Source organism: Marinobacter sp. B-21, assembly GCF_056857895.1.
The window spans coordinates 136,770-157,262 of record NZ_JBSXNZ010000068.1; the positions used below are offsets into that span (position 1 = coordinate 136,770).

Annotated in this window: 19 protein-coding genes; 15 read left to right on the forward strand and 4 right to left on the reverse strand. The window is 55.3% G+C overall.

The features are described 5' to 3' along the window. From AC13C0_RS08980 to AC13C0_RS09015, 8 genes are all read left to right on the forward strand, one after another. Positions 1–399 (forward strand): hypothetical protein, encoded by a 399-nt coding sequence (locus AC13C0_RS08980; protein ID WP_053114395.1) that lies wholly within the window; start codon positions 1–3, stop codon positions 397–399. A gap of 304 nt (positions 400–703) precedes the next feature. Then, positions 704–1,267 carry a recombinase family protein gene (locus AC13C0_RS08985; protein WP_273096316.1) on the forward strand — a complete coding sequence of 188 codons (564 nt, stop codon included), beginning with the start codon at positions 704–706 and terminating at the stop codon, positions 1,265–1,267. A gap of 42 nt (positions 1,268–1,309) precedes the next feature. Further along, the gene (locus AC13C0_RS08990; protein ID WP_053114399.1) at positions 1,310–3,295 is read left to right on the forward strand and encodes a type I restriction-modification system subunit M; all 1,986 of its coding nucleotides are present in this window, start codon (positions 1,310–1,312) and stop codon (positions 3,293–3,295) included. Then, complete coding sequence (locus tag AC13C0_RS08995; RefSeq protein ID WP_482954297.1) at positions 3,292–3,636, forward strand: hypothetical protein; 345 nt, start codon at positions 3,292–3,294, stop codon at positions 3,634–3,636. The genes AC13C0_RS08990 and AC13C0_RS08995 overlap by 4 nt, the downstream gene beginning before the upstream one ends. 176 nt (positions 3,637–3,812) lie before the next feature. Continuing rightward, a complete protein-coding gene (istA, locus tag AC13C0_RS09000; protein ID WP_069184031.1) occupies positions 3,813–5,354 on the forward strand; it encodes an IS21 family transposase in 1,542 nt (513 codons plus the stop codon). Between the two features lie 10 nt (positions 5,355–5,364). Further along, the gene (gene istB, locus AC13C0_RS09005; RefSeq protein WP_008937865.1) at positions 5,365–6,105 is read left to right on the forward strand and encodes an IS21-like element helper ATPase IstB; all 741 of its coding nucleotides are present in this window, start codon (positions 5,365–5,367) and stop codon (positions 6,103–6,105) included. A gap of 124 nt (positions 6,106–6,229) precedes the next feature. Beyond that, positions 6,230–7,330: a restriction endonuclease subunit S gene (locus AC13C0_RS09010; protein WP_286895745.1), complete on the forward strand. Its 1,101-nt coding sequence runs from the start codon at positions 6,230–6,232 to the stop codon at positions 7,328–7,330. 18 nt (positions 7,331–7,348) lie between these two features. Further along, positions 7,349–10,534 (forward strand): type I restriction endonuclease subunit R, encoded by a 3,186-nt coding sequence (locus AC13C0_RS09015; protein WP_053114407.1) that lies wholly within the window; start codon positions 7,349–7,351, stop codon positions 10,532–10,534. 37 nt (positions 10,535–10,571) lie between these two features. On the opposite strand, the gene AC13C0_RS09020 is transcribed toward AC13C0_RS09015, so the two are convergent. Beyond that, complete coding sequence (locus tag AC13C0_RS09020) at positions 10,572–11,111, reverse strand: ImmA/IrrE family metallo-endopeptidase (RefSeq protein ID WP_082220563.1); 540 nt, start codon at positions 11,109–11,111, stop codon at positions 10,572–10,574. Between the two features lie 368 nt (positions 11,112–11,479). Here AC13C0_RS09020 and istA (AC13C0_RS09025) point away from each other — a divergent pair, with 368 nt between their 5' ends. From istA (AC13C0_RS09025) to AC13C0_RS09055, 7 genes are all read left to right on the forward strand, one after another. Further along, entirely contained in the window at positions 11,480–13,024 is a 1,545-nt protein-coding gene (istA, locus tag AC13C0_RS09025; RefSeq protein ID WP_318256802.1) for an IS21 family transposase, read from the forward strand. Between the two features lie 14 nt (positions 13,025–13,038). Beyond that, positions 13,039–13,794 (forward strand): IS21-like element helper ATPase IstB, encoded by a 756-nt coding sequence (gene istB, locus AC13C0_RS09030; protein WP_011784510.1) that lies wholly within the window; start codon positions 13,039–13,041, stop codon positions 13,792–13,794. A 372-nt stretch (positions 13,795–14,166) separates the two neighbouring features. Beyond that, positions 14,167–15,012 (forward strand): phosphonate ABC transporter ATP-binding protein, encoded by an 846-nt coding sequence (gene phnC / locus AC13C0_RS09035; protein WP_376788054.1) that lies wholly within the window; start codon positions 14,167–14,169, stop codon positions 15,010–15,012. Then, entirely contained in the window at positions 15,009–15,872 is an 864-nt protein-coding gene (gene phnD, locus AC13C0_RS09040; protein WP_026949876.1) for a phosphate/phosphite/phosphonate ABC transporter substrate-binding protein, read from the forward strand. The genes phnC and phnD overlap by 4 nt, the downstream gene beginning before the upstream one ends. A gap of 10 nt (positions 15,873–15,882) precedes the next feature. Then, positions 15,883–16,713, forward strand: coding sequence for a phosphonate ABC transporter, permease protein PhnE (phnE, locus tag AC13C0_RS09045; protein ID WP_053114411.1), 831 nt, complete (start codon positions 15,883–15,885; stop codon positions 16,711–16,713). Between the two features lie 9 nt (positions 16,714–16,722). After that, positions 16,723–17,733, forward strand: a complete 1,011-nt coding sequence (locus AC13C0_RS09050) for a phosphonate dehydrogenase (RefSeq protein ID WP_053114412.1) — start codon at positions 16,723–16,725, stop codon at positions 17,731–17,733. Beyond that, complete coding sequence (locus AC13C0_RS09055) at positions 17,727–18,587, forward strand: LysR family transcriptional regulator (RefSeq protein ID WP_011783503.1); 861 nt, start codon at positions 17,727–17,729, stop codon at positions 18,585–18,587. The genes AC13C0_RS09050 and AC13C0_RS09055 overlap by 7 nt, the downstream gene beginning before the upstream one ends. Here AC13C0_RS09055 and AC13C0_RS09060 read toward each other — a convergent pair. The 3 genes from AC13C0_RS09060 to AC13C0_RS09070 all read right to left on the reverse strand — a co-directional run bounded on the left by AC13C0_RS09060 (position 18,502) and on the right by AC13C0_RS09070 (position 20,336). Beyond that, entirely contained in the window at positions 18,502–18,993 is a 492-nt protein-coding gene (locus AC13C0_RS09060) for a reverse transcriptase domain-containing protein (RefSeq protein ID WP_094182553.1), read from the reverse strand. The genes AC13C0_RS09055 and AC13C0_RS09060 overlap by 86 nt on opposite strands. A 747-nt stretch (positions 18,994–19,740) precedes the next feature. Continuing rightward, positions 19,741–20,040, reverse strand: a complete 300-nt coding sequence (locus AC13C0_RS09065; protein ID WP_053114413.1) for an MbcA/ParS/Xre antitoxin family protein — start codon at positions 20,038–20,040, stop codon at positions 19,741–19,743. A gap of 149 nt (positions 20,041–20,189) precedes the next feature. Beyond that, the gene (locus AC13C0_RS09070; RefSeq protein WP_227507720.1) at positions 20,190–20,336 is read right to left on the reverse strand and encodes a tyrosine-type recombinase/integrase; all 147 of its coding nucleotides are present in this window, start codon (positions 20,334–20,336) and stop codon (positions 20,190–20,192) included. Between the last annotated feature and the right edge of the window lie 157 nt (positions 20,337–20,493).

The following is a 20,493-nucleotide window of genomic DNA, read 5'->3' on the forward strand; positions in this document are numbered from 1 at the left end:
ATGGGGCACTTAACGGAGAGGGATGTAAAGCGCATCATCAAATTAATTGAGGAATGGCAGGAGCCAAAGTTAACGTGGCCGTTACTCGTAGACGCGTGCAAAGAAAAACTGGGTATCAGTCGCGCTCGGCAGTCCCTAATGAAACTGCCCGCCGTCGATATGGCGATGAAGAACCGCAAAGCCGCATTGAAGGCCCCGATGGAAAAACCGGGATGGATAAGTGACATTCACAAGGCGAATAAGCGCATCGAAGAGCTGACCGAAACCAATCAAAAGCTCAAGGCTATCAATCAGAAGCTCGTTGAACGCTTCCTCATTTGGCAGGCAAACGCTGATATGCATGGGTTGACCCAGTCGATGCTTGATCAACCAGTTTCGCAGCTTCGGAAAAGAACCTGATCGAGTGCACAAAATAGCATTCATAGGGAGTTCAAAGGCAGAATTGTTGTGCAATATTTGGGCACGTGCAGTGGTCCCATGTCCGTCTCGTTAAGCAGGCGTAAAAGCTCAATGGTGCGTTGTGCTTATCCTCTGAAACTCGATGAGTCCGTTTTCATTTAACCCTCAAAGCGAAACAATTATTCACTACAGAAAACGGTCGTTTGTTGGACGCCTAGAGCTCTCCCTTGAAAACCTGCAATTTTCCGTTGTTTTCTGTCCATAAATCACGTACAAAAAACTATGATTAGAAAAGGTGCGTTTAATGATCATAGGCTATGCGCGTGTCAGTACTCAGGATCAGAACTCTGAGTTTCAGGTGGACGCTTTGGAAAAAGCTGGGTGCGAGCAGATCTTCCAGGAAAAGGTTACCGGCAAACTTCGCGAGCGACCCGAGCTGTCGCAGTGCCTTCGTACCCTCCGGAAAGGGGACGTTCTCGTCGTCTGGAAGCTGGATCGGCTGGCACGCTCACTGAAAGACCTGGTTGAGATCGTCCAGGATCTGAATGATCGAGAAGTTGGCTTCAAATCACTTACCGAGGCAATCGACACAACCAACTCAGGCGGACGCCTGGTGTTCCATATCTTCGGCGCATTGGCTGAGTTCGAGCATGATCTGATTAGAGAGCGCACAAAGGCTGGTCTTCAGGCAGCCAGGGCGAGGGGACGTAAAGGTGGGCGTAAACCATCAATGTCCGACTCAGATATCCGTAAAGCAGCGGCCATGCTCTCTGACCCTCAAATCACGAAAACAGAAGTTGCGGCTCACTTCGGTGTAACTCGAACGACGTTGAACGCATCACTAAAAAGAATTGGATTGGCTGCCTGAGATAAGCGCCGCCCGACAACATGCTGTATTGGAGCTCCACGGATGACTGACGACAAAACCAACCACTCCCAAACCGCCGCTTTTATATGGTCGGTTGCCGATCTCCTGCGCGGTGATTTCAAGCAGAGCCAATATGGGCGCGTCATTCTGCCGTTTACTCTGCTGCGTCGTCTGGAGTGTGTGCTGGAGCCAACGAAGGCTCAGGTACTCTCCGCGGCCCAGGAACACCAGACCAAACCGGATGCAGTTCGCGAGAAGCTTTTGCTCCGGGCTGCCGATCAGCAATTCTTCAATGCCTCCCCCTTGAGTCTGGCTACCCTATCTGACAGCCAGACGGCCGACGATCTGATGAGCTATGTTCAGTCGTTCAGCCAGGACGCCCGGGAGATCTTCGAACATTTCCATTTCGAGGACTTCGTTCAGCAGCTCAGCTCCAACAACTTGCTCTATCAAGTCGTTCAGCGGTTTGCCAGTATCGATCTGAGCCCGGCAACCATCAGCAACTTCGGTATGGGGATCATCTTCGAAGAATTGATCCGTAAGTTCGCCGAGAGCTCCAACGAAACTGCCGGGGAGCACTTCACCCCCCGGGACATCGTTCACTTGACCACTTCTCTTGTCCTCACCGGACAGGAGAACCGACTCTCGCCCAACAGCATTGTGACCATCTATGATCCCACGGCGGGTACCGGTGGGTTCTTGTCCGAAGGCGACGAGTACATTCAGCAGATCAGCGAGAATGTCACCGTCTCCCTGCACGGCCAGGAGCTGAACCCTGAGTCTTACGCAATCTGTAAGGCAGATATGCTGATCAAGGGGCAGGAAGTCAGCAATATCAAGCTGGGGAATACCTTGTCTGATGACCAGCTGGCTGCCAACAAGTTTGACCTGATGCTCAGTAACCCGCCATTTGGTGTGGAGTGGAAAAAGGTTCAGAAGCAGGTCACCGACGAGCACAAACACCGTGGTTTCGATGGTCGTTTCGGACCTGGTTTACCCCGCGTTTCAGATGGCTCCCTGCTGTTCCTGATGCACCTGGTCAGCAAGATGCGAGATGCGCGTGATGGCGGGGCCCGGATCGGCATCATTCTCAATGGTAGCCCGCTGTTTACGGGTGGTGCTGGCAGTGGCGAATCTGAAATCCGGCGCTATCTGCTGCAGAACGACATGGTCGAGGCCATCGTGGCCCTGCCCACGGATATGTTCTACAACACCGGCATCTCCACCTATGTGTGGGTGCTCTCCAACAACAAACCGGCCGAACGCAGAGGCAAGGTCCAACTGATCGATGCAACTGACCGGGCGACCAAAATGCGTAAGTCCCTTGGCAGTAAGCGCCAGTTTGTCAGCGAGTCCGACCAGGACGAGATCGTGCGGATGTATGGGGACTTCCAGGAAACCAAGAAAAGTAAAACCTTCCCCATCGAAGCCTTCGGTTACCGACGTATCACGGTGGAGCGTCCGCTGCAGCTGAACTTCCAGACTTCAGAAGAGCGCATCGCTCGGATTGCGGATGAAAAAGCCATCCTGAAAATGGATCAGGAAGACCAGGGCAATATCCACGCTGCCTGTCGTGCTATGGATGCCAAGACGGTCTACCGGAATCGCAAGCAGTTCCAGAAGGCCCTGAAGGCTTCGCTCACCGATCATCAGGTGTACCTGAGTGCGCCTCAACTGAAAGCCCTGCTCAATGCCTTGAGTGAGCGCGACCCAGAGGCGGATATTTGCACGGACAGCAAAGGCAATCCAGAAGCCGACACGGGTCTCCGGGACTATGAGAACGTGCCCCTAGCAGAGTCTGTGTATGACTACTTTGAGCGGGAAGTGAAACCCCATGTGCCGGATGCTTGGATCGACGAGTCGAAGCGGGACGACAGAGATGGTGAAGTAGGCATCGTGGGCTTCGAGATTCCGTTTAACCGGCACTTCTATGAGTTCACGCCGCCGCGTCCGCTGGAAGATATCGATGCTGATCTGAAGCAATGTACGGACCGGATCAAGCAGATGATCGAGGAGTTGTCTGCATGACTTTTCAGATGTATTCGAGTTACAAGGATGCTGGCTTCGTGGGGCTTGACCAAGTGCCGTCACACTGGGACGTTCTGCGATTTAAACAGGTGTTTGGGGAGGTAAACGAACGCTCAACAACAGGTGAAGAGGAGTTGCTCTCGGTTTCGGAGTATTACGGAGTGAAGCCACGATCACAAAAGATTGATGAGGGCGAACACCTTAGCAGAGCCGAATCGTTGGAGGGCTATAAGCTTTGCGACGAGGGTGACTTGGTAATGAACATTATGCTTGTGCATATTCCGGCCCATCATGAACACCCATTCCGGACGAACGTGAACACCAGTTCTGGTTCAACGTGAACAGCCATTCTGATCGAAGATGAACGCTTTTCCGGATTTTCCGGAATCGGTGTTCACGATGCCGGAATCAGCGTTCACATTCCCGGAAACGGTGTTCACGTTCAACCGGAATCCTTCTTAACGCATTGTTTATTCAACCGTTTGCTACTCTGACTCCTTTTTTTGGGAGCGGAGTTGTGCCAGCAAAGAGAATTCCAATGCGTAAAATCAGAGAGGTGCTTCGCCTAAGGCTGGAAGCCGGGCTCTCGATCCGGCAGATCAGTGCCAGCACCAAGACCAGTGTCGGGGCCATTCAGAAGCTGTTGGCCCGGGCCGATGCCTTGAACCTCAACTGGCCGTTGCCCGAGGATTTGGACGATGGCCGCCTTGCGGCCCTGTTCTATCCCGGTGCCGATCCCACCACATCGACTCGCTATCAGGTGCCCGACTGGGCCACTGTCCACCAGGAACTCAAGCGTAAAGGGATGACCAAGCAGCTGTTGTGGGAGGAATACACAGCTCAGTACCCCAATCGTTGTTACAGCTACTCCCAGTACTGTGACCGTTACCGGCACTGGCTGAAGCAGCAAAAGCGCTCCATGCGCCAGACCCATAAGGCCGGGGAGAAGTGCTTCGTGGATTACTGCGGCCCGACCGTGCCGATCATCAACCCGCAGACCGGTGAGGTACGCACCGCTCAGGTGTTCGTGGCGGTGTTGGGTGCCTCCAACTACACCTACGCTGAAGCTACCTGGAGCCAGAGTTTACGAGACTGGCTATCCAGTCACGTGCGTACCTTTGAGTTCTTCGGTGGCATTCCGGAGATGGTCGTGCCGGACAACCTGCGCAGCGGTGTCAGCAAGGCCTGTCGGTACGATCCAGAGCTAAACCCCAGCTACCAGCAACTGGCCGAGCACTATCAGGTGGCCATCCTCCCGGCCAGGCCCTACAAGCCCAAGGACAAATCGAAGGCGGAGGTCGGCGTGCAAATCGTGGAGCGTTGGATCCTGGCCCGGTTGCGTCACCACACCTTCTTCACTCTCGCCGAAGCCAACCAGCGCATCCGGTCACTGCTTGAAGAGCTGAACAGCCGCCCGTTCCGGCGGCTGCCGGGTAACCGGCAAACAGCCTTCGAGACACTGGATCAGCCAGCCCTGCGTCCCTTGCCGAAACAGCCCTATGAGTACGTCGAGATCCGGCGTTGCCGGGTCAATATCGATTACCACATCGAGTTCGACCAGCATCATTACTCGGTACCACACCAGTACGTGGGCGAGCAGGTGGAAGTCCAGGCCAGCGATCATCTGGTGCAGGTCCACTTCCGGCAACGCCAGGTGGCAAGTCACCCACGGCGTCACAGGCCGGGCACCACCACCGAAGCCGGTCATATGCCTGCCCGGCATCGAAAACAGCAGCAATGGACCCCGGGGCGTCTCAAGAACTGGGCCCGGGACATCGGGCCAGACACGCTGATCTGGGTCAGTGATCGACTGGCTGAGCGGGAACACCCGGAGCAGGCCTACCGTGTCTGTCTCGGGTTGCTCAACCTGACTCGGGAGTACCCCAGCCAACGCCTGAATGCCGGCTGCCGCATCGCCAATCGGGAAGGTCTGAACCGGCTGAAGCACATCAAGGCCATTCTCCGGAGCAACCGGGACAAGCTGCCAGAACAATTGCCCCTGAACGCCGAACTCCCCCAGCACCACGAGAATATCCGTGGCCCGAAGAGCTTCCACTAGGACATCACCCATGAGCACAACACAGACCCTGGCACGACTGAAAGACCTGAAGTTAGGCGGCATGGCTGCCGCCCTGGAACACCAACAAAACCAGCTGGGCACCTACGACGAACTGCCGTTCGCCGAGCGCCTGGAACTGCTGCTTGACCGAGAGTTCCAGACCCGAGAGCACCGGAAACAGGATCGTCTGGTACGCCAGGCCCGCTTCAAACTCCGGGCCTCGATCCAGGACATCGACTACCAGCACCCCCGCAACCTGAAGAAAGCTCAGGTCGCCCAGCTGGCTCAGACCGACTGGCTGGAGCGTGGCCAGAACCTGTTGATCACCGGCCCCTGCGGCAGCGGTAAAACCTACCTGGGCTGTGCACTGGGGCATCAGGCTTGCCTGAACGGCCTCAGCACACGGTACTACCGAATCTCCCGGCTACTGCTGGAACTGACTCAGGCCAAGGCTGACGGCACCTACCAGAAGACGCTGAACCAGCTGGCCAAAGTGAAGTTGCTGATCCTGGATGACTGGGGACTCGAAGCCCTGAAACCGGCACACCGGAACGACCTGATGGAGATCATGGATGACCGTCACGGCACGCACTCAACCATGATCATCAGCCAACTGCCTACGGATCAGTGGTATGCCGCCATCGGCGATAACACTCTGGCTGACGCCATCCTGGACAGGCTCATGCACAACGCCCATCGCTGGGCTCTGAAGGGGGAATCGATGAGAAAACGACTTCAGGAAATTGACTGAACGTGAACACCCGGAGTACAAACTCCGGTGGGTGATGCGTTAAGAAAAATGGCGTTCACGTTCAACCGGTATGGGTGTTCACGTTCGCCGGAATACGCAGCTTGCGTGGAAGCGCGGACTTGGCGTGACAAACTATCGGGGGATCGTCAGCCCTGCTTATGCCGTGTTCCGGCTCGTAAGAGATGATTTTCCCTTTTATTACCATTACTTGCTACGCAGCAATGAATACATCGGTTACTTCAAAACCTTCTCATCTGGCGTTATTGATTCTCGCCTGAGGCTGTATCCCGAGGTATTTGGTCGACTTACGGCTATTGTGCCTCCTCTCAACGAACAAACCCAAATCGCCCGCTTTCTAGACCACGAAACCGCCAAAATCGACGGCCTGATCCGCGAGCAGGAACGCCTGATAGGGCTGCTTCAGGAAAAGCGCCAGGCGGTAATTTCTCACGCGGTAACCAAGGGCCTGAAGCCGGATGTGCCGATGAAGGACTCCGGGGTGGAGTGGCTTGGGCGTGTGCCGGCGCATTGGACGAGCAGCTCAATCAAGCGGTTCTGCTCCCTCGTTAAAGATGGTACGCATTTACCTCCTCCGCGCGTTTCGGAAGGAATACCTCTGCTCAGCGTCCGGAATATTGTGGGCGGAGAATTCGTTAGGCGCTCGGATGATTCGAAGATTTCTGAAAACGATTACGTCGCTCTTTGTCGATCTTTCACGCCACAGCAAAGAGACGTTTTGCTAGCTATTGTTGGTGCAACGCTTGGTAAAACGGCAATAATTTCTGATGCTATGGGACACTTTCACATCCAGCGTAGCTTGGCATTATTTCGCGCGGACGCATCGAAGCTAAACCCACACTGGCTGCACTGGGTTTTTCAAAGTGCAGGCTTTCAGAGCCTCTTGTGGGAATATGCGGGTTTTTCAGCCCAACCAGGTATTTATCTCGGCACATTGGCTTCATTTAAAATTCCTGTTCCTCCGATTAAAGAGCAAATTGAGATTAACGAGTGGATTGGGCGTCAAATTGATCCAATGAACACGTTAATTAAGGAAGCGGAGAGCGCTGTTTTGTTAATGAAAGAACGTCGTTCTTCTTTAATTTCTGCTGCCGTTACAGGGAAGATTGATATTCGGAATTGGCAACCGCCGGCAGATAGTATGGTTTTGAACGAAGGGGCGAGCGAGCTAGGGGTCGAGGAGACTGCGGCGGGCCGAAAGGTTTGAAGGATACAAGGAGTAGTCATGGCTGACAGCCGAGAGAGAGCATTCCAAAACGACATCATTACGACCCTGAGCGACCAGGGCTGGCTGGTAGGCAAGGCGTCGGACTACGACAAGGTGCAAGCTCTGTATCCGGAAGACCTGATCGGTTACTTCCAGAAGGCTTGGCCAGATCGTTGGGAAAAGTTCTGTAAGGGCAACCCGCAGAACCCGGAACAAGTGCTCATCCAGAAAACGGTTCGGGAGCTGGAAAAGAAAGGCACGCTCGATGTGCTGCGCCATGGCTTCAAAGTACCGGGTGTAAAGGTCGATCTCTGCAGCTTCAAGCCGGATCACGGCATGAACCCAGACACGGAGCGCCGATACAACGCCAACCGGTTACGTGTGGTCGAGGAAGTCTCCTATTCGCCTCATGCCCGCACCGGTGACTACAATCCCCGTCTCGACCTGGTGCTCTTCGTGAACGGGATTCCGACGGCGACACTGGAGCTCAAAAGCGAGTTCAAGCAGACCGTGGAACACGCCAAGCGCCAGTACAAAAAGGATCGCCCGGTAAAGGATCCGGTTACACGTAAGCCGGAGCCATTGTTGACGTTCAAGCGTGGGGCATTGGTCCATTTCGCGGTCAGCCAGGACGAGGTGGCGATGACCACCCGGCTGAATGGAAAGGACACGTTCTTCCTGCCGTTTAACCGAGGCACGGCTGATGGTGGTGCCGGGAATCCCCGCGCCGAGGATGAGGGTAGCTACGCCACGGCTTACCTATGGGAGCAGCTGTTCCAGAAAGACGCCTGGCTTAAGGTCCTTGGCCGTTTTCTGCACCTGGAAAAGAAAACCGAAGAAGATTTCCATGGCAACCGGAAGACCAAGGAAACCCTGATTTTCCCCCGGTACCACCAGTGGGACGTGGTCAACCATCTGATTCAGACGACCCGCGAAGAAGGTGCCGGCAAGCGCTACCTCATCCAGCACAGTGCGGGCTCCGGCAAATCCAACTCCATTGCCTGGGCGGCCCATCAGCTGGCGCAGCTCTACGATAACGAGGGCAATAAGCTGTTCAGCTCGGTCATCGTCGTGACCGACCGAACGGTGCTGGATAGCCAGCTTCAGGACACCATCTACCAGTTTGAGCACGCTCAGGGCGTGGTTCGACCCATCAATCGTGATTTGGGCAACCAGAGTAAATCGGAGCAGCTGGCTGAAGCTCTGGCCGAGCAGACCCGTATCATCATTGTGACCATCCAGACCTTCCCGGCGTTGTTCGATGCGCTGGAGAAGTATCCCAAACTGGCGTCCGGACGGTACGCCGTCATTGCGGACGAGGCTCACTCTTCGCAAACTGGCTCTTCCGCAACCAAGCTGAAGGCCATCCTGGGTGGTGATTTACCTGAAGGAGAGGAAATCAGTGCAGAAGAGCTGCTGGATGCTGCCGTCTCTGCGCGAAAGCCTAGTCAGGACATCAGCTACTACGCTTTTACCGCGACGCCTAAGGCCAAAACCATTGAGCTGTTTGGCCGTGAGCCGGATCCGTCACAGCCTCGAAGTGAGTCCAATAAGCCTGAGCCTTTCCATGTGTACTCCATGAGACAGGCCATCGAAGAGGGTTTCATTATCGATGTACTACGGCGCTACACCACCTATGCCGTCGCCTGGAAGCTGGCTCACCCGGACGCAGAGGACGATGAGGTCGACTCCAAGAAGGCCCGAACCACACTGGCCAAGTGGGTGCGCCTGCACCCTTATAACATCAGCCAGAAGGTTGAGGTGATCGTAGAGCACTTCCGCGAGAATGTCCGGCACCTGCTGGATGGCCAGGCCAAGGCCATGGTGGTGACCAGCAGTCGGCAGGAGGCCGTGCGTTACCAGCTGGCCTTGCAGCAGTATATCCAGGACAAGGGCTATCAGGACGTTCACCCCCTGGTGGCCTTCTCCGGAAGTCTGCCACCCGATGACGTGATCCCGGAAGAAGTCACCGAAACCAGCAGCCTTTTGAACCCAGGCTTGAATGGCCGCGATCACGCCAAGGCGTTCGAGACGGACGAGTACAACGTGATGCTGGTGGCCAATAAATACCAGACGGGCTTTGACCAGCCGAAGCTGTGCGCCATGTACGTGGACAAGAAGCTCAAGGGTGTGGAGTGCGTTCAGACACTCTCACGGCTGAACCGGCTGTTCCCGGGCAAAGAAACCTTCATCCTGGATTTCATCAACGATGCTCAGGACATCCTCGACTCCTTCCTGCCGTACTACAACAAGGCTGAACTGACCGGGGTTTCTGACGCCCAGGTGGTTTATGACATCCAGGAAGCTCTGGATGCCGAGCAGGTGTACCACTGGGACGAAGTAGAAGCCTTTGCGCGGGCGTTCTTCGATCCCAAAGCAGAATCCTCCAAGCTCAGCTATTACTGCCAACCGGCCCGGGAGCGCTTCAACAAGCGGTACAAGCTGCTTCACGACGAGCGAGCACAGGTCCGAGCGGCCCGGAAACAGGCTGAGGCTGATGGGAATACCATTGGTCTGAAGCAGGCCGACGCATCTTTGAAGGAGATTGACGAAGGTCTGGATCAGCTCGATCTGTTCAAGAAAAACCTTGGAAGTTTTGTTCGGACCTACGAGTTCCTGTCCCAGATCGTATTTTTTGAGGATTCAGAGCTCGAGCAGTTGTGTGTTTTTTCAAAACACCTGTTACCACTGCTGCGCCAGGAGGTTTTGGACGATGATGAAATTGATATCTCAGAGCTAGCACTGAGTCATTACCGAATCACCAAGCGAAAGGAGCATGAGCTGCGATTAGAGGGGGAGGATGACCCGGACGGCTTGGATCCGATTACAGGTGTTGGCACCGGAAAACCTCATGATATAGAGATGAAGCGCCTCTCCGAAATCATCGAAAAGTTAAATGACATCTTCGGTGCTGAAGTCAGTGATGAAGACCAGCTGCACTTTGCCAATGGCATTGCTGATCGGGTTCGCCGGGATGAAGCAGTGATGGCACAGGTAAACAGCCATTCAACGGATCAAGTGATGCATGGGCTGTTTCCGAAGCGGCTTACCGATTTGGTTCTGGATTCGATGACGGATCACGAAAAGCTGTCGATGGAAATTTTGGATAATGAAGATAATCAAAAAGCTTTCGCACTTTTGATACTGAGGCTGTTAACGGAACAGCGCCGAGAGATTATGAGCTGGGTAACCCCTGATCCTTAATATTGAAGAAACGATTTAATGCGTAAGCTTGGCACCTTTAGGGCATATCTCCAAAGAACTCTCCTTGAATGAACAAGAGGGTTTTAGCATAAGCTGTTAAGGACACTGCTGACAGGGTAATTTCCCACCCTGATGGACAAAGGGTGGGTTGATCCTGAGATGTTAATGTGACTCCTTCGTATGACAGCCGCACTGGATTTAATTTGGTCCCTCGAGCCGCAAAAAAACTGTGGAAGTGGGGGTTACTCCAGCCCCAGAGAATACGATTACAACTGTCTACCATCACAATAGCACATGGTTTAAATGATACCTCCACAAGTCTGCAAGCAGTTGCTGTCAAACTAGTGTGATATCGGGCAGCGAGACTAGCGGCCAGCTCAAGGTTGAAAATTTTCGCGTTAACCACCTGTCCCCGAATATCCGAAGTTGGCATTAACAAGTTTGAGGCAAAAACATTCGCCTCTCGCTCAATATCTATCCCGTGGGGCGGACCGCCCAGATTCTCTATATCTTCTGCGGAACAGCGTATTTCTTTACGGTCTTTGTGTAGGCAATAATGGCCAAGCTCGTGGCCAATGGTGAAGTTTTTTGCCCACGCTTAAGGCCACACCTTGAATTGCTGCCCGTTTCCAGATCCACCCCACCATAGTCAGCACCTGGAAGCGCGACCTATTGGAGAGCGCGTCCGACCTCCTCGAAGGCAAGAGTATAGTTGCATATTCCGGCCCATCGTGACCGCCCATTCCGTTTGAACGTGACCGCCTGTTCCGGGCGATCGTGACCGCTCATTCCGTTTTATCGTGACCGATTTCGGGTAGTTTTCCGGAATCGCCGGTCACGATGCCGGAATCACCGGTCACGTTCCTCCGGAATCCCTGCCAACACGCTGGAATTCTTCAACTTTATCCGGCATACCCCTTCCTTTTTCATCACGAGGAAGGGCAGATGCCGGCAGCGAGGATTTCCATGCGACAAATCATCGAGGTCTTGCGCCTCAAGTACGAAGCGGGCCTGAGCCACGAACGCATTGCCCGTGCCTGCGGGCTCTCCAAGGGCGTGGTCGGCAAGTACGTCAGCCTGGCCACCGCGCAGGGCATCACCTGGCCGTTGCCGGAAGGCACGGATGAAGCACGGTTAGAGGCCCAGCTGTTCCCGGCCAAGACGCCGCGCGAACGCTTTGCCGAGCCCGACTACTTCCAGGTCCATCAGGAACTGAAGACCAAGGGCGTGACCCTGCAACTGCTCTGGGCTGAGTACGTAGAGCGCCACGGCGACAAGGCTCGCCGGTACAGCCAGTTCTGCCATCACTACCGGCTCTGGCGCGGCCGGCAGCGACGCAGCATGCGTCAGGTCCACCGGGCCGGTGAAAAGATCTTTATCGATTACTGCGGCCCCACCGTGCCGGTGGTGGACCGCAGCACTGGCGAGATGCGCAAGGCCCAGGTCTTTGTGGCCGTGCTGGGTGCGTCCAGCTATACCTTCGCCGAGGCCACCTGGAGCCAGAGCCTCCCGGACTGGGTCGCCTCCCATCAGCGCATGCTGGCGTTCTACGGTGGCGTGCCGGAACTGCTGGTTCCGGACAATCTCAAGGCAGCGGTCACCAAGGCAGACCGATACACGCCCCAGATCAACGAGACCTATGCGGAACTGGCCGCCCATTACCAGACGGCAGTCTTACCGGCACGCCCCTACAAGCCCAAGGACAAAGCGAAGGCCGAAGCCGCTGTGCTGCTGGTTGAACGCTGGATCCTGGCCCGGTTGCGGCACCGAACGTTCTTCTCACTGGCCGAGCTGAACGCAGCCATCGCCGGACTGCTACCGGCGCTGAACCAGCGCCGGTTCCAGGGGCGTTCCGAGAGCCGCCAGAGTCTGTTCGAAACGCTGGACCGACCCGCACTGAAGCCACTGCCGGCAACGCCCTACGTTTATGCCGAGTGGCGTAAGGCACGACCGGGCATCGACTACCACATTGAGATCGACAAACGGCTGTACAGCGTGCCTCACGCTCTCGTGGGCGTGAAGCTGGATGTACGGGTGACCGACACCGCCGTGGAAGTCATGCACAAGGGCCAGCGGGTGGCGTTGCATCCCCGCCACGGCAAGAGCCGCTTCGTCACCCTGACCGAGCACATGCCCAAATCCCACCAGGCCCATCAGAACTGGTCTCCCGGACGGTTCCTGAACTGGGCCGCGGACATCGGCCCCGCCACGCTCGACGTGGTGCAGCGACAGCTCAAGGATCGCCCCCATCCCGAACATGGCTACCGGGCCTGCCTGGGGCTGTTGAACCTGAGTCGACGTTACAGCCGTGACCGGCTGGAGCAAGCCTGTGCCCGGGCGCTGTCCATCAACTCGGCCAGCTACCAGAGCATCACCTCGATCCTGAAGCAGGGCCTGGATCAGCTTCCCCTGACACTGACCGAGGAAGAACCGGAACTGGCCGATCTGCCCGTTCACACCAACGTTCGTGGCCCCCACTACTACCACTGATCCCGGAGACACTGATGTTGACTCAAAACACTCTCGACACCCTGCGCCAGCTCAAGCTGACCGGCATGTGCGATGCCCTGGAACAACAGCGGGCGCAGCCTGACACCCACGACCTGGCGTTCGAGGAGCGTCTTGCCCTGCTGGTAGATCGCGAAGTGCTGCACCGCGAAAACCGGCGACTGGAGCGGCTGCTCAAGGCCGCCCGGTTGCGTGTGCCGGCCTGCATTGAAGATATCGACTACCATCACCCGAGAGGGCTGGAGCGCTCCCGCATGGCCGGACTGGCCAGCTGTGACTGGATCCGCCAATCCCTGAACCTGTGCATCACCGGGCCCACCGGGTGCGGTAAGACCTGGCTGGCATGCGCCCTGGGCAACCAGGCCTGCCGGCAAGGCCTCTCAGTTCGCTACCTGCGGGTACCGCGTCTGTTCGAACAACTACGCATCGCCCATGGCGATGGCAGCTATGCCCGGCTGATGAACCAGTTGCTAAAAACCGACCTGCTGATCCTGGATGACTGGGGCATGCAGAAGGTAACCGCGCAACAGCGACAGGACCTGATGGAAGTGATCGAAGACCGGCACGGCAGGGGTTCAACTCTCATTGCCAGCCAGTTACCCACGGAGCATTGGCACGATTACATCGGCTCCGCCACGCTCGCCGACGCCATCCTGGACCGGCTCCTGCACGGCGCTCACCGGCTCAATCTGAAGGGGGAATCACTGCGAAAAGCAAAAACACAAAAGACGGAATCTGTTGACCCATCGTGACCGCTCAGAGTACAAAATCGACTCCAGCGTGATGGCCGTGTGCAAATCGGTCACGATCCCCGGAATGACCGGTCACGTTCGCCGGAATACGCAATAGTCGGTAAGCAATTCGATGAACTCAGCACGGACGAACTGTACCGTGAGATTCGCCGACTGACGGTGGAACGCAATTTTTGTTGCTTAAGCTCCTGGGTGGCTCGTTCCACTTTGGCTGAGCTCCATGTATTTCACAGAGCCCTTCGGAAAATCCTTGCGAACCAAAAGCACTTCATCAACCTGTCACGTCAGTGACACGACAGTGTCATCCCTCAGCTTTACCGTTCAATTGTAACTCGCAATACGGCGAGCTTATTTATTGCAAAAGGTGATCCTGTGGCCCCAACTCAATCAACCAATGTGATGCTTCGAGTCGAGAGTATGGGCGTAACCTACCCGGGAAACGTCCTCGCGCTCAAACCCACCAACGTTCACTTTCACAAGGGCGAATTCACCGTGCTACTGGGACTTTCAGGCGCGGGTAAATCCACTCTGCTTCGTTCACTGAATCACCTGGTTAAGCCCACAACCGGGAAGGTTGTGTCTGGCGAGTTTGGTGAACTGACCAACCGTAGAATCCTGCGACAGCACCGCAGCCGCACCGCCATGGTGTTCCAGCATCACCAGCTGATCGAACGATACACCGCGTTACAGAATGTGCTGACAGGCAGACTTGCGTATCACGGTACTTGGCGAAGCCTGCTTCCCCTGCCCCGGCAGGACCTGGAGTTGGCTCTGCAATGCCTCGACCGCGTAGGTCTGGCTGACAAAGCGCTTTCCCGAGTAGATCAGTTGTCCGGCGGCCAGCAGCAGCGGGTTGGAATCGCCAGAGCATTGGTGCAGCAACCATCCATGATTCTTGCCGATGAGCCCGTTGCCAGCCTGGATCCGGCCACTTCTGAAAAGGTACTCGGCCTACTGCGCGATATTTGTCAGGAAGATGGAATCACCGCGGTTATTTCCTTGCACCAATTGGAATACGCCCAGCGTTTTGCAGACCGGATCATCGGCCTTTCGAACGCTCATATCGTTTTTGACGATGCTCCTGAAAACCTGAAATCGAAACACCTGGACGAGATTTACCACCGTTCACCCAGCGTGGTAGCTGCGGAAGGCAAACCAGCCATCCATAAACCTAAGACCACCCTGATAACGACAGACGTACTGGAGATAGCACAATGAAGACAATGATTCACTCTTTGCTGGCTCTGATAATGATGCTCGGCATCCATTGGTCAGCCCATGCCGCAGATACAGACCCTGATCTTTTGAAAGTTGCCTTGCTGCCGGATGAGAACGCGTCAGAACTGATCAAGCGAAACCAACCTTTGAAGGATTACCTGGAAACCACTCTTGGTAAGGAAGTAGAACTGATTGTTACCACCGATTACTCCTCCATGATCGAAGCCATGCGTTTTGGCCGAATTGACCTGGCTTACTTTGGTCCGTTGTCCTATGTGATGGCCAAGAGTAAGAGTGACATTGAACCCTTTGCCGCCATGGTGGTAGACGGGAAGCCGACTTATCGCTCCATCATTATTGCCAATGCAGACTCTGGCGTTGGCTCCTTCGCGGATATCAAAGGCAAGAAAATGGCCTACGGTGACCGCGCATCCACTTCCAGCCACCTGATCCCCAAGACCGTACTCCTTGAGAAGGCAGAGCTCGAAGCCGGAAAGGACTATGAGGCTCATTTCGTCGGTAGCCATGACGCTGTTGCGGTTAACGTCGCCAATGGCAATGCCGACGCCGGAGGGTTGTCCGAAGTTATCTTCGAGCATGTGATGGACCGCGGCTTGATTGATCGGAGCAAGGTCAAGGTGCTGGGCTACAGCGGTGACTTTCCTCAATACCCCTGGGCCCTGCGTTCGAACCTGGCCCCTGAGCTGAAGAGCAACATTCAGAAAGCCTTTCTGCAGATCGATGACCCGGAGATTCTCGACAACCTGAAGGCTGAGGGATTCGCGGCAATTACCGACGAAGATTACGATGTCATCCGCGCTATGGGTGGCCTGCTCAATCTTGATTTCGCAAAAATGTGAGGAGTGCCCCATGAGCTATACAACGACGGAACCGGCGACTCTGTCGCCGGCCCCGTCGGCCTCCGTGCTGGATGAGCACGCGAAAGGCTGGCGGAAAAAACTCGGACAGTCGCTGTTAGTGCTGCTCATCATTTTTGTCGCAAGTTGGTACGTAGGGCTGCTCAATTTCAATACACTTGCCAATGGCGTGCCAGCCATAGGCACACTCATTGGCGAATCTCTTCCACCTGACTTCACCAATGTGGCCAGCTGGGTGTCGCCGTTAATCGACACGCTTGCGATGAGCATTGCCGGTACTGCCATTGCAGTAACCTTGTCTGTGCCACTGGCATTCCTGGCTGCGCGCAACACCTCTCCACATCCGGTGGTGTTCCAAGTAACTCGAACCCTTTTAAACGGTTTGCGTTCAGTCCCGGAACTAATCATGGGCATCATCTTCGTGGCTGCTGTTGGTTTTGGGGCGTTGCCTGGCGTACTGGCGCTCGGTCTTCACTCCATTGGCATGGTTGGAAAGTTTTTTGCCGAAGCGATTGAGCATGTAGATGAGGCGCCAGTGGAAGCGGCCGATGCTGCCGGCGCTACTCGCTTGCAGGTGCTCTATCACGCCGTGCTGCCACAAGTACTTCCTCAGTTCGCGGACGTGTCCATTTATCGCTGGGAATACAATTTCCGTGCCTCGACCGTAATGGGCATGGTGGGTGCCGGTGGTATTGGCTTCGAATTGATGGGCTCGCTGAGAATCATGCAGTATCAGGAAGTCAGCGCCATTCTCATTGTCATCTTGTTGATGGTCACCGTCGTGGACAGTCTCAGTGGCCGCCTTCGTAAGAAATTCAAATAAGGAGCGTCGATGAAACCCAAGGTTGTGATAACCCATAAGGTCCATGACAGTGTTCTGGATGAACTTGCCCAAGATTGCGAGCTGGTCACCAACCAATCCGGCGCCACGTTGCCCCAGGAGGAAGTGGCTGCGCGCGTTGCAGACGCTGATGCGATGATGGCGTTCATGCCAGACCGAGTTGGAGTGGACTTCCTACAGGGGTGTCCGCGCTTGAAGGTGATTGGTGCAGCCCTGAAAGGCTATGACAACTTTGATGTGGATGCCTGCACGCGTCATGGGGTTTGGCTGACATTTGTACCGGATTTGCTAACCGTGCCTACTGCAGAGCTAACGGTCGGGCTGACGATCAGTCTCACCCGACAAGTCAAGGCGGCGGACCACTTCGTTCGATCCGGTGAATTTACTGGCTGGACACCACGCTTCTATGGGCAGGGGATCGAAGGCTCACGGATTGGTATTGTGGGTATGGGGGCCATCGGCCAAGCGGTGGCGCAGCGCCTGAACGGATGGGGAGCGGATTTAATCTATTCCCAGCCGGAACGTTTACCCGTGCAGCATGAGCAGGCACTGGGTTTGTCCCATACTCCCCTCAAGATGCTGCTGGCCCAGTCAGATATTGTGATCCTGGCACTGGCGCTCAATGAGCAAACCCTCCACACCATTAATCGCGAAACGCTAACAGGAATGAAACCGGGCGCATTCCTTATCAATCCCTGCCGTGGATCTGTGGTGGATGAGGGTAGTGTTCTGCAAGCGCTTCAATCCGGTCAGTTGGGGGGGTACGCCGCTGATGTGTTTGAGATGGAAGATTGGGCGAGAGAAGATCGTCCGAGGGAGATCGCCCAGGGGCTCAGGGCCCACCCCAACACGCTGTTTACTGCTCACATCGGATCGGCAGTCAGCCAGGTGCGTCTGGCTATCGAGCAACGCGCTGCTCGGAACATTCTGCAAGTGCTTCGGGGTGAGCGGCCGGGTGATGCGATCAATGATCCCAGTGGCCGCGAGAGCGGCCCATGCTGAATCTTGTCTGGCTGAAGAGTTTCGTGGCGGTGCTGGACCACAACGGGTTTCAGGCCGCAGCCCGCCAGTTGGACATCGCACAACCCACACTGTCCCAGCACCTTCAAAAACTCGAAAACCAACTTGGCGTTTTATTGGTCCACAGGGGGCGCTCTGGCTGTGAGCCAACCCGGGCTGCCTTAACCTTGTTGCCTTTTGCCCGAAGTCTGCTCCGGCTGGAGGAGCAGGCGAGATCTTCCATTATGGAGGCTCGACTTCGCGTTGGGGCGAGCTCCAATATTGGGATTTATATGCTCCAGCCCTACATCCGTCGTTACAAGGAGCTGGGCGTAGGGCCCGAGGTGGATGTGGTAATAGATTCCAATCCGACTATTGCACGGCATTTATCGGACGGTGAGCTGGACGTGGCGATTATGGAGTGGTGGCATGATCTACCCGGATTCCATGCTCAGGCGTGGCGTAACGAGCCCGTTGTTCTAATCGTTCCGCCTGGTCACCCGTTAGCCCGTCGAACCGATATCGACCGCGATACGCTGTCTAACATGGCTCTGATCGGCGGCGAACCCGGCACCGGCACTGGCCGGCTTTTGGCGACCTACTTCGGTGAGCATGGGCCATTTCCGACGGTATCTATGCAGCTGGGTAGCACCGAAGCCGTCAAGCAAGCGGTTAAGGTCGGACTTGGCGCATCGTTGGTGCTTGAAAGTTCTGTACGGGAGGAGGTCCAAAATGGAAGTCTGGTGGCTATTCCCGTGAGTGAGCCTGGCCTTAGCAAGGAGCTGATGGTGATTTATCCGAGCAGCCTGGACAAACACAGGCCAGTATACTCGTTTGTTGGGCATCTCTGTGAATAGCTATTGGGTCCACCTCACGCATATCTAGCTGGGAATGCAGATACTGAGCCTCACGCTCACTTCGACAACGCAGTATTCCGTCATCTGCATATCGGCAGAATGGGATATCCGGATGACGAACGGTCAGCCAACGATCCAATGCATAATGCAGAAACAGGTTTGCCAGAACTGGCGATAACGGGCCACCTTGTGGTGTGCCAACGTTCCGTCGTTCCTGCTTACCATCTTTCGTCTGCATCGGTGCCGTTAGCCAGCGCCTCACATACAGCAGCACCCAGGATTCAGAGCAATGGTGGTCAAGAGCCTTGAGCAATAGCTCATGATCAATATGATCAAACAAGCCACGGATGTCATACTCCAGCACCCAGTCCCTTTCCCAGCACCGCTTTCGCGTGTTTGCGCCCATTTCCGGGGTTGGCCAAACCGCTAAATGAGGACGATGCCGAGGGCATCCCTCGGCATCGCTAGAATCTTTTCATTGATGTGAGGTGACGCATGTCCAAAAAATACCGAAGCGCTGTAACGGGCCGTTATGTAACCGAGACCTTTGCCAAGAAACACCCACGGGAAACCGTCGGTGAAAAGAGTAAATCGCCTCGGAAGAAAAAATAACGAAACCGGCACAAGGACGTGCCCTGGAACCCGCTTCAGGCTCTGGTGGTCTTCCAATTACACTGCGCATAATCTGGGGTTATGGTGAACCGACTTTGAGGAAATGGGAACTAGGCGTCTCCCTGGCGCGTCACACCACTGGGCAGGTGTCGCGTTTGCCTGGCATCCGTGCGGGCGCTGAGTTTCGGTCCTATTGACTGAAATCCCGGACAAATAATACCACTCGAGAAACCTTAAGCTGTGCGAGATCTCGCATCGGCGTTTGAGAAGTTGCTTTCTAAAGGGGAGTGTGCGGACAAAATGAGAGGTGGTTTGCACACTGGTGTCGATGGTTTGCACATCGCTGACTCAGGTTATTTTTCTTTGTCGTTAATCTCCAAGTAGCGCGAATACAAACACCAGGCAGTCAGCAGTGCGCTGCCAAAGATCCCGATACCCATCGTTAGGAGCAGCGCTTTTTCCATAGGTGACTCCTGTCTCAAAGATAACCGATTCGTGGATGTGCAGAATAGTGGGTCAGCCACGAACCAGGGCGCGATCTCTAGGAAAACTCGCCACATTCGATTTTCCTGAGAACCCCCGTAACCTCTCGACGACCTTCGGACGTCTCGCATAGTTCAATAGGTCGCCGATGGCCAAGTGCGGCAACAGGACCGTTTAGCCAGTCGCAAGCTAGCTGGCGAGATTCAAAGACCTGCGAGGCGTACTCGATTAATTCGTCCATATTCTTGGGGGCTCTTGGACCATGGATTAACCATACAGTATAGGGCCGGAAGTCTTTCTTACCCAAGTCATGCTGAGTTGAGGTGGCCTTGGTCTTGCCCCTGGCCTGGCTGTCCATGTAAGGGGCTAGTCAGGCCCGGGAATTGTTGCCTTAGGACTGGGAAGCTGCTGGTGGCCGCCCAAAATGTTTTCTTTTAAACAAAAGCGAACATTCATGGCGCCTGTAATCCTCGGGGCTGTCTGCCTAGTTGAGCGCTTGGTCATTCTTCAAGAACCTAGCAAACGGTCAAATGGACTAACTGTTCCAGCTCGTCGATCGCCAATAACGTGGGTGTAGATTTCAGTCGTGCGAATATCGCTGTGGCCGCGGATCTCCTGAACCGTTCGGATATCACTTCGGGATCTCAGTACCAAAAGCGTGGCGAAAAGTATGCGCCGTCACCCGATTGGTAATTCCGCTCGTTTGCACAGCCTGCCTTAATTGCCTCGCGTGTGTAGAGTGATGAGAGTGATGTCAGCAAATATAGGCAGCGATGAGGTGAACGCATCTTGTTGGGGGCGGGAATAGATA

What these genes read in the sequence shown, in the direction of transcription:
- AC13C0_RS08980 (WP_053114395.1), top strand. Translation starts at nt 1, where the DNA reads ATGGGGCACTTAACGGAGAGGGATGTAAAGCGCATCATCAAATTAATT.
- AC13C0_RS08985 (WP_273096316.1), top strand. Translation starts at nt 704, where the DNA reads ATGATCATAGGCTATGCGCGTGTCAGTACTCAGGATCAGAACTCTGAG.
- AC13C0_RS08990 (WP_053114399.1), top strand. Translation starts at nt 1,310, where the DNA reads ATGACTGACGACAAAACCAACCACTCCCAAACCGCCGCTTTTATATGG.
- AC13C0_RS08995 (WP_482954297.1), top strand. Translation starts at nt 3,292, where the DNA reads ATGACTTTTCAGATGTATTCGAGTTACAAGGATGCTGGCTTCGTGGGG.
- istB (WP_008937865.1), top strand. Translation starts at nt 5,365, where the DNA reads ATGAGCACAACACAGACCCTGGCACGACTGAAAGACCTGAAGTTAGGC.
- AC13C0_RS09015 (WP_053114407.1), top strand. Translation starts at nt 7,349, where the DNA reads ATGGCTGACAGCCGAGAGAGAGCATTCCAAAACGACATCATTACGACC.
- istA (WP_318256802.1), top strand. Translation starts at nt 11,480, where the DNA reads ATGCCGGCAGCGAGGATTTCCATGCGACAAATCATCGAGGTCTTGCGC.
- istB (WP_011784510.1), top strand. Translation starts at nt 13,039, where the DNA reads ATGTTGACTCAAAACACTCTCGACACCCTGCGCCAGCTCAAGCTGACC.
- phnD (WP_026949876.1), top strand. Translation starts at nt 15,009, where the DNA reads ATGAAGACAATGATTCACTCTTTGCTGGCTCTGATAATGATGCTCGGC.
- phnE (WP_053114411.1), top strand. Translation starts at nt 15,883, where the DNA reads ATGAGCTATACAACGACGGAACCGGCGACTCTGTCGCCGGCCCCGTCG.
- AC13C0_RS09050 (WP_053114412.1), top strand. Translation starts at nt 16,723, where the DNA reads ATGAAACCCAAGGTTGTGATAACCCATAAGGTCCATGACAGTGTTCTG.
- AC13C0_RS09055 (WP_011783503.1), top strand. Translation starts at nt 17,727, where the DNA reads ATGCTGAATCTTGTCTGGCTGAAGAGTTTCGTGGCGGTGCTGGACCAC.
- AC13C0_RS09060 (WP_094182553.1), bottom strand. Translation starts at nt 18,993, where the DNA reads ATGGGCGCAAACACGCGAAAGCGGTGCTGGGAAAGGGACTGGGTGCTG.
- AC13C0_RS09065 (WP_053114413.1), bottom strand. Translation starts at nt 20,040, where the DNA reads ATGGACAGCCAGGCCAGGGGCAAGACCAAGGCCACCTCAACTCAGCAT.